This is a genomic window from Streptomyces lonarensis, assembly GCF_012033735.1.
GTDB lineage: Bacteria > Actinomycetota > Actinomycetes > Streptomycetales > Streptomycetaceae > Streptomyces > Streptomyces lonarensis.
In genome coordinates, this window is sequence record NZ_JAAVJD010000233.1 from 1 (window position 1) to 8,389 (window position 8,389).

The window sequence follows — 8,389 nt, forward strand, 5'->3', positions numbered from 1 at the left end:
CCCCCGCACCCGTCAAGGGCGCGGGGGCGGGCCGGTGGCGTGTGCGCCGCGTGCCGCCCGCGGTCTCGGCCGAGGTCAGCGGGAGGCGAGCACCGGGGTCCAGCAGTTGACGATGTCGCGGACCGACACGATGCCCGTGGGGCCGTCGTCGTCGAGCACGATGAGGTGACGGAACCCGCCCGCGGTCATGGCGGAGGCGGCCTCCAGCAGCGTCCAGGTCGGCGCCGCGAAGACCACCGCCGTCGTGGTGTGGTCCCCGGCCCGCTCGGCGTCCGGGTCCTGCCCGGCGCCGACGGAGCGCAGCACGTCGCGTTCGGTGATGATCCCCACCCCGCTGGTCGCGGGGTCGAGGACCATGGCCGCGCCCACGCGGTGGTGGGACATGAGCCGGGCCGCCTCACGGAGGGTGTGCTCCGGGCCGACGGTCAGGATGATCGAGGTCATGGCGTCTCTGACGAGCATGGGGGCCGCCTCTCTCACGGCTCCCGCACCACGAGAACCGAATCACAAGCTCACAAGCGTTCTCCCGCCCATCGTCACACGCGTGCGGAGGCAGCGGCAAGGGCGGCCGCCGCACCCGGTGCTTCCGGCCCCCGGGCCGCCGCGGCGGCCCGGGGGCGCGCTCAGCCCCCCACGTAGCCGAGCAGCGCCTCGTGCAGCAACCCGTTGGAGGCGGCCGCGTTGCCGCCGTGCACCCCGTCGCGCCCGTCCAGGCCGGTGAAGCGGCCGCCGGCCTCCGTGACGATGACGGCGTTGGCCGCCATGTCCCACATCGACAGCTCCGGCTCGGCGCAGTAGTCGACCGTGCCCTCCGCGACCATCATGTACGGCCAGAAGTCGCCGTAGGCCCGGGTCCGCCAGGAGTCCCGACCCAGCTGAAGGAAACCCTCCAGCGCGCCCCGCTGCTCCCAGCCGTCCAGCGAGGAGTACGCGAACGACGCGTCCTCGACCCGCGAGACCCCCGAGACCTGCATCCGGGTCGCCGAGGTGAGGCTGCGGCCGGTGTACGCGCCGCCGCCCTGCACCGCCCACCACCGGCGCTGGAGCGCGGGCGCCGAGACGACGCCCACCACGGGCTGCTCCCGGCCCTCCGCGTCGAGCTCGGTGAGCGCGATGAGGGTGGCCCAGACCGGCACCCCGCGCACGTAGTTCTTGGTTCCGTCGATCGGGTCGATCACCCAGCGCCGGGGGCCGGCGCCCTCACCGCCGAACTCCTCCCCCAGCACGGCGTCGCGCGGCCGCGTCCGGCTGAGGGAGAAGCGGATCAGCTCCTCGGCCCGTTTGTCCGCCTCCGACACCGGGGTCATGTCCGGCTTGGTCTCCACAGCGAGGTCCAGGGCGCGGAACCGCTCCATCGTGGCGGCGTCGGCGGTGTCGGCCAGCACGTGCGCGAGCCGTAGGTCGTCGTCGTATTCGGGCATGGCGCCACCGTATCCGGCGGCCCGCCCGGCGGCCACGGCCGGTCGCGGGGTGTATTGACACGGCTGCGCACCGCGCCGATCCTGTCCGGCAGCAGGCCGAGTGCCGATGCCGGAGGCGACGATGCCCACAGCGCGCGAGTCCTTGCTCGACGCGGCCAGTGCCGCGCTGGAACGCGACTCCTGGGCGGAGGTGCGCATGGTCCGGGTCGCGGCGGGCGCCGGGGTCTCCCGGCAGACGCTCTACAACGAGTTCGGGGACAAGGCCGGTCTGGCCGAGGCGCTGCTGCGGCGGCAGCTCGACGCCTTCGTCCGCGGCCTGGAGATCCGGCTCGACCGCGCCTCCCGGGCCTCCCGGGACGAACTGCTGGACCTGCTCGGCGAGTGGATCGTCCGTGCCGCCCGCAGCGACCGCCTGGTGCACGCCACCCTGACCGGGTGCCGCTGCGACGGGCTGCCCGTCCCGCCGGACGGCGCGGCCGCCCTGGTGGGCCGGGTGCGTGACCGGGCGGTGGCGGCGCTGGAGCGGCGCGGCAACGCGCCGATCGGGGACCCGGGCGCGGCGCGGCGCTGCGAGACCGCGGTCCGACTCGCCATCTCGCAGCTCGTCGCCCCGGGCGCCGCCGTCCCGCGCCGTGGCTGACCGGCACCGGCCGCACGACGGCCGCGCACCGGCGGACCCGGCTGCGAGGCGGCCCGGCGGCGGGGTCAGTCGCCCTCGCGCCGCTCCCGCGTCGCCAGCAGCCTGCGCAGGCTGTACAGCCGCGCCGGGTCCGCGTGGCCCTCGGCGACCCAGGCGTCCAGCGCGCACCCCTCCTCGTCGTGGCTGCACGACCGGGGGCAGCCGGCGGTGCCCGGTTCGAGGTCGGGGAAGGCGAGCACCACCCGCGCCGGGTCCACGTGGTTCAGGCCGAAGGACCGGACGCCCGGGGTGTCGATCACCCAGCCCGGGTCGTCCGGCAGCGGCAGCGCCAGCGCCGAGGTGGTGGTGTGGCGGCCGCGTCCCGTCACCTCGTTGACGTGCCCGGTGGCGCGGGCGCGGTCGGGGATGAGCGCGTTGACCAGGGTGGTCTTGCCGACCCCGGAGTGGCCGACGAAGGCCGTGACGCGGTCCTTGAGCAGCTCCCGCACCCGGCCGAGGGTGGCGTCGTCGAAGGACTCGGCGCTGGTGACGACGTGCCGGACCCCGATGGTGCCGTAGCTCTCCAGCAGAGTCTCCGGCGAGGCGAGGTCGGACTTGGTGAGGATCAGCAGCGGGTCCAGCCCGGCGTCGAACGCGCCCACGAGACACCGGTCGATCAGCCGGGGGCGGGGCTCGGGGTCGGCGAGCGAGGTGACGATGGCCAGCTGGTCGGCGTTGGCCACCACCACCCGCTCGAACGGGTCCTGGTCGTCCGCGGTGCGCCGCAGCACCGACCGGCGCTCCTCGACCCGCACGATGCGGGCCAGGGTGTCCGGCCGTCCCGAGTGGTCCCCGACGATGGCGACCCGGTCGCCCACGACGACGCCCTTGCGGCCGAGTTCACGGGCCTTCATGGCGACGACGGTGCGGTCCTCGACGAGGCAGGTCAGCCGGCCCCGGTCGACGGTGACGACGAACCCCTCGACGGCGTCCTCGTGGAGCGGCCGGCGGTGGGTGCGCGGGCGGCTGCGGCCGGAGGGCCGCACCCGGATGTCGTCCTCGTCGGTGTTCTTGCCGTAGCGGCGCATGCCGTGCGCTCCTCAGGCTCTCGCCCGCGGCGCCGCGTCGCCGGTCGTGCCGTCCCGGCCCGACCCGCCCGCCAGCATGGCGTGCCACATCGCGGCGAAGTCGGGCAGCGTCTTGCCGGTGGTCGCGATGTCCTCGACCTCGACGCCCTTGACGAGCAGCCCGATCACGGCGCCGGCCGTGGCGAGCCGGTGGTCGTCGTAGGTGTGGAAGACACCGCCGTGCAGCGGGCGGGGGCGGATGTGCAGCCCGTCCGCGGTCTCCGTCACGTCGCCGCCGAGCCCGTTGATCTCCCGGGTGAGCGCCGCCAGCCGGTCGGTCTCGTGGAGCCGCAGGTGCGCGACGCCGCGCAGCACCGACTCCGACTCGGCGAGGGCCGCGACGGCGGCGATGCCGGGGGTCAGCTCGCCGACGTCCCCGAGGTCGACGTCGATCCCCCGCACCCGGCCGGTGCCGCGCAGCGTGAGACCGCGGTCGTCCAGCACGCACTCGCCGCCCATCTCGGTGAAGATCTCCCGCAGGGCGTCGCCGGGCTGGGTGGTCTCGCGCGGCCAGTCCGGGATCGTCACGCTGCCCCCGGTGAGCAGCGCGGCGGCCAGGAACGGCTGGGCGTTGGAGAGGTCGGGCTCGATGACGAGGTCGCGGCCGCGGAGCGCGCCGGGCATCACCCGCCAGACGCCGTCCTCGCCGCCGGAGTCCGGGGAGTCGACCTGGGCGCCGGCCCGGCGCAGCATGTCCACGGTCATCCGGATGTGCGGCAGCGAGGGCAGCACGGCGCCGGTGTGGCGCAGTTCGACGCCCTGGTTGAAACGGGCCGCCGGCAGCAGCAGCGCGGAGACGAACTGGGAGGAGGCGGAGGCGTCCACCTCGACGCGGCCGCCCGCGAGCCCCCCGGCGCCGTGGACGGTCATCGGCAGGGCGCCGCGGCCGTCGTCGTCGACGCGGGCGCCGACGGCGCGCAGCGCGCCGATGACGCCGTGGAGCGGACGCTCGTGCGAGCGGGGGTCGCCGTCGAAGCGGACGGCACCGTCTGCGAGTGCGGCGACGGGCGGCAGGAAGCGCATCACCGTGCCGGCGTTGCCGACGTCGACCGTGGCGGCGCCCCGCAGCGGCGCGGGGATGACCCGCCAGGCCTCGCCGCCGGCTCCGCCGTCGCCCGGGGCGGCCGAGGCGGAGGCGACGGTCTCCTCGACGCCGACGCCGAGCGAGCGGAGCCCCTCGGCCATCAGCAGGGTGTCGCGGGAGCGCAGCGGGCGCCGCAGCCAGCCGGGCTCGCCCGCGAGCGCGGCCAGGATGAGCGCGCGGTTGGTGACCGACTTGGAGCCGGGTACCGCGACCGTCGCCTCGACGCCGCCGGGGGCGGTCGGTGCTGGCCAGAGCGGGGCGGGAGCGCTGCGATCCGTCATGGGGCCACTCTAGTGCGTCACCCAGTGTCACCCGATCGTTCCGGTCCCCGCCGGTGCCACCTCACGGGGCCCGCACCCCGTGCCGCCGGGGTGGCGAGGGCGGCCGGCGGGCCCGGGACGGGCGGCGGGGCGCGGGGCGGCTCAGAACTCCACGAGCCAGCGGGCGGCGCCGACCAGGGAGAGCAGCGTCACGGCGTGGAAGAGCAGCAGCCACGCCGCGGCCGGCAGCTTGGTGAGCCGGGCCAGCTGGTCGGCGTCGGAGTCGCGCGCCCCGCCGCGGCGCCGCTTGCGCTGCAGCTCGAACACCGGCCGGATACCGCCGAGCAGCAGGAACCAGACGGCGACGTAGGCGAAGGCCGCCTGCACCTCGGGGCCGGTGAGCCAGGAGACGAGCAGGAAGAGGGCACCCGTCGCGACGACGGTGACCACTCCCCAGAGGTTGCGGATCATCACCAGCATCGCCAGCAGCAGCGCGGTGGCCCCCCACAGCAGCATGGTGATGCGGCCGGCACCGAGCAGGGCCGCCCCGGCCAGTCCCAGCAGTGAGGGCGCGATGTAGCCCGCGGCGGCGGTGAGGACCATGCCGAAGCCGGTCGGCCTGCCGCGCGAGACGGTCAGCCCGGAGGTGTCGGAGTGCAGCCGGATGCCTTCCAGCTTCCGGCCGGTCAGCAGCGCCACCAGTCCGTGGCCGCCCTCGTGGGCGATGGTGACGGCGTTGCGCGTGATCCGCCAGATCCCCCAGGGGGCGACCAGCGCCAGGGCGGCCCCGGCGGTGACCAGTACCAGCCAGAGCTCCGGGGCGGGCTGGGTCCCGGTGACCCGGGCCCAGAGTTCGGTGATGTCTGCTATGTCCATGCGTCCCTCGGCGTGCGGCGGGTCGGCGGCATGCCTCCCCGTCGTGCGGTGCGTCGCCCCGTCGGCCTGCGCGGGCAGGGGCGGCGGGGGCCGATCCTATGCGGGCCGGGGTACGGGGGGTGTCAGAACCGGGCTCACCGCGGCCACGGGGGCCATGCCGGGGGCCGGAGGCGGGGTCGGCACCACCCGGGGGAAACGGACGAGGCCCGGACCGCTGGGCGGGTTTCCCCGCCCGGAGATCCGGGCCTCGTACTACAGGGTGAGTGACGGGACTTGAACCCGCGGCCACCTGGACCACAACCAGGTGCTCTACCAACTGAGCTACACCCACCATGACCGGCTGTTTTCGCACCGGCCTCAAAGAGTGTACAGGCTTCCGGGGGGTGCTCGCGCCCACCTTTCCGCGCGCCCCCGGGGCTCAGTCGAGCGTGTGCCGGGCGGCGATCTCCCGCGCGGCGGCCGAGTCCGGACCGGGCTGCGGCACGAACACCGCCTCGCGGTAGTAGCGGAGTTCGGCGATCGACTCGCGGATGTCGGCGAGCGCCCGGTGGTTGCCGCGCTTCTCGGGGCTGTTGAAGTAGGCCCGCGGGTACCAGCGGCGCGCCAGCTCCTTCACCGAGGAGACGTCGATGATCCGGTAGTGGAGGTGGCTCTCCAGCTCCGCCATGTCGCGGGCGAGGAAACCCCGGTCGGTGGCGACGGAGTTGCCGCAGAGGGGGGACTTGCCGGCCTCGGGGGCGTGCTCGCGGACGTAGGCGAGGACCTGCGCCTCGGCGTCCTCAAGGGTGGTTCCGGCGGCCAGCTCCTCCAGCAGCCCGGAGGCGGTGTGCATCTGACGCACCACCTCGGGCATCTGGGCCAGCGCCTCGTCCGGCGGACGGATCACCACGTCCACCCCGTCCCCGAGCACGTTCAGCTCGGAGTCGGTCACCAGCGCGGCCACCTCGACGAGTGCGTCGGAGGACAGCGAGAGGCCGGTCATCTCGCAGTCGATCCACACCATGCGATCGTTCATGCGCCCCACCCTACGGCGTGGTCGTCCCGGTCCGGGCCCGGTACGGCACCCGTTCCCGCGCCACCGGCGGCGCGGGAACGCCTCGGCCCCCGGCGGGCTGCCGGGGGCCGAGGCGTGCGCGGGGGCCGGTCGTGGGACCGGCCCCCGGGGGTCACTGCGGGGGCCGCGCCCGCTGCTGCGGCAGCCGCGGCGGGTAGACGTCGACCGGCGCCTTGGTGCGCGTCGCGGGCTGGCCGACCGCGGCTGCGGCCTGCTGCTGCTGACGCGCCCGGTAGGACGCCCGGTACGCCGCGGGCGACGAACCGAGCTGCCGCCGGAAGTGCCCGCGCAGCGCGACGGGCGAACGGAATCCGCACCGCCCCGCCACCTCGTCGACCGAGTAGTCGGACACCTCCAGCAACCGCTGCGCCTGGAGCACCCGTTGGGTGATCAGCCACTGCAGCGGCGCGCTTCCGGTCAGCGACCGGAAGCGGCGGTCGAAGGTACGCCTGCTCATGTAGGCGCGGGCGGCGAGCGTCTCCACGTCGAACTGCTCGTGCAGGTGCTCCAACGCCCAGGCCACGACCTCGGCCAGCGGGTCGGCGCCGATGTCCTCTGGTAAAGACCTGTCCAGGTGCCGCTGGGGCCCCTGGGCGGCCTCCGCCGCGGGTGGACGCCGCGCCGGGAGCACCAGCCTCCGGGCGAGTGCCTGCGCCGCCTCGGGCCCGTGGTCGACGCGCACGATGTGGAGACACAGGTCGATGCCGGCTGAGGTGCCCGCCGAGGTCAGGATGGACCCGTCGTCGACGAACAGCTCCCGGGGGTCCACGTGGACCGACGGGAACCGCTTGGCGAGCGTCGGGGCGTACATCCAGTGGGTGGTCGCCAGTCTGCCGTCCAGCAGGCCGGCCGCGCCGAGTGCGAACGCGCCCGTGGAGAGGCCCACGACGCGGGCCCCCTCACTGTGGGCGCGCCGCAGCGCGGCGAGTGCCGGTGTGGGCGGCGGTCCGGTGATGGAGCGCCAGGCGGGCACGATGATCGTGCCGGCCCGCGAGAGCGCTCCCAGACCGTACGGGGCTCTGAGTTCGAGCCCTCCGGTGGTGCGTAGTGGTCCGTCCTCACCCGCGCACGCGAGCAGGCGGTAGCGCGGTACTCCGGAGTCCTGGCGGTCGACGCCGAACACCGAGAGCGGGATGGAGCTTTCGAACAGTGGGCTTCCGCTGAACAGCAGCACCGCGACGATCTCGCGGCGGCGTCGGGTGGCGAGGCTGTCCACCGCGAACGAGCGGTGCCCCTTCGCGGGTTCGGGGCCGTGCATTGGGTCCTGGCTCATGCTCCTCAGTTCCCTCGGTTGTCGCATCCTCTCGGTCCTGCACGTTTCCCCCGACGTGTTTGCCAAGATCGAATCTACTGCGTCGGACGAGGTGGGCGGGACCAGTTCGGCACTCGCCTCGCTTCGACGACATTGCTCCGTGGCGCGAAGCATTCGCTCAGGAAGCGTTCCATGCCCCGGCGGCGGACGGAAGCGGGCCTCGCGCCCCAACTCCCCCTGGGCAGCGCGTCTCACGCACCGCTCGGGAGCCACGGGCAGGCACGGGTCCTCGCCTGTCGCACAGCCACTGAGCCACCGGGGCCCCCTCACCGGCCTGGGAAGTTGGCCGAAAATAGGAGTTATGACGGACTGGTTCGGCCGACGGTGATCAGGCCGGCCCGGAGAGCGTGCCGCCCAGCCGGAACCCGGCGGCAGCACCGCTGACATTCCGCCACAGATAGAACACGCTCGGCCACCCTTTCCGCAAGGCGGCCGGACGGCGCACGGACGCGCGCGCGGCGGCGGGGCGGGACGCACCCGCCGCGACCTGCGTCTGCCTCGCGGACTGCCGGTGTTCCGGGTTTCCGGGGGCGCCTCGGGCCGGCAGCGGGAGCGGGGCGCGGCGCACCAAGCGGCCGGAGACCGTGCCGAAGACCCGGCCCAGCAGGCCGTGGGTGGAGCCCACCACGATCGCGT

At 74.8% G+C, this 8,389-nt stretch carries 8 protein-coding genes, 1 tRNA gene and 1 pseudogene; 1 reads left to right on the top strand and 9 read right to left on the bottom strand.

The genetic code is table 11. From position 1 onward, the window contains the following. Positions 1-75 precede the first annotated feature (75 nt). Both HCN56_RS21260 and hisN read right to left on the bottom strand, forming a co-directional pair. Positions 76-462: a CBS domain-containing protein gene (locus HCN56_RS21260; RefSeq protein WP_167973553.1), complete on the bottom strand. Its 387-nt coding sequence runs from the start codon at positions 460-462 to the stop codon at positions 76-78. 161 nt (positions 463-623) lie between these two features. Beyond that, complete coding sequence (gene hisN, locus HCN56_RS21265) at positions 624-1,421, bottom strand: histidinol-phosphatase (RefSeq protein ID WP_167973555.1); 798 nt, start codon at positions 1,419-1,421, stop codon at positions 624-626. Between the two features lie 121 nt (positions 1,422-1,542). On the opposite strand from hisN, the gene HCN56_RS21270 reads away from it, so the two are divergent. Further along, positions 1,543-2,061 carry a TetR/AcrR family transcriptional regulator gene (locus tag HCN56_RS21270; protein ID WP_167973556.1) on the top strand — a complete coding sequence of 173 codons (519 nt, stop codon included), beginning with the start codon at positions 1,543-1,545 and terminating at the stop codon, positions 2,059-2,061. A 65-nt stretch (positions 2,062-2,126) separates the two neighbouring features. Here HCN56_RS21270 and rsgA read toward each other — a convergent pair whose 3' ends face one another. The 7 genes and pseudogenes from rsgA to HCN56_RS21305 form a co-directional block, all read right to left on the bottom strand. After that, positions 2,127-3,128 (bottom strand): ribosome small subunit-dependent GTPase A, encoded by a 1,002-nt coding sequence (rsgA, locus tag HCN56_RS21275; protein WP_167973558.1) that lies wholly within the window; start codon positions 3,126-3,128, stop codon positions 2,127-2,129. Positions 3,129-3,140: 12 nt separating this feature from the next. Next, positions 3,141-4,532, bottom strand: coding sequence for a 3-phosphoshikimate 1-carboxyvinyltransferase (gene aroA, locus HCN56_RS21280; RefSeq protein ID WP_167973560.1), 1,392 nt, complete (start codon positions 4,530-4,532; stop codon positions 3,141-3,143). 141 nt (positions 4,533-4,673) lie between these two features. After that, a complete protein-coding gene (locus HCN56_RS21285) occupies positions 4,674-5,387 on the bottom strand; it encodes a M50 family metallopeptidase (RefSeq protein WP_167973562.1) in 714 nt (237 codons plus the stop codon). A gap of 258 nt (positions 5,388-5,645) precedes the next feature. Further along, positions 5,646-5,718 (bottom strand) — tRNA-His (locus HCN56_RS21290). 87 nt (positions 5,719-5,805) lie between these two features. Beyond that, complete coding sequence (gene orn, locus HCN56_RS21295) at positions 5,806-6,402, bottom strand: oligoribonuclease (protein ID WP_167973564.1); 597 nt, start codon at positions 6,400-6,402, stop codon at positions 5,806-5,808. Positions 6,403-6,553: 151 nt separating this feature from the next. Then, the gene (locus HCN56_RS21300; protein ID WP_167973566.1) at positions 6,554-7,714 is read right to left on the bottom strand and encodes a helix-turn-helix domain-containing protein; all 1,161 of its coding nucleotides are present in this window, start codon (positions 7,712-7,714) and stop codon (positions 6,554-6,556) included. Positions 7,715-8,297: 583 nt separating this feature from the next. Continuing rightward, positions 8,298-8,389, bottom strand: a pseudogene (locus HCN56_RS21305) (universal stress protein); the annotation flags it as partial.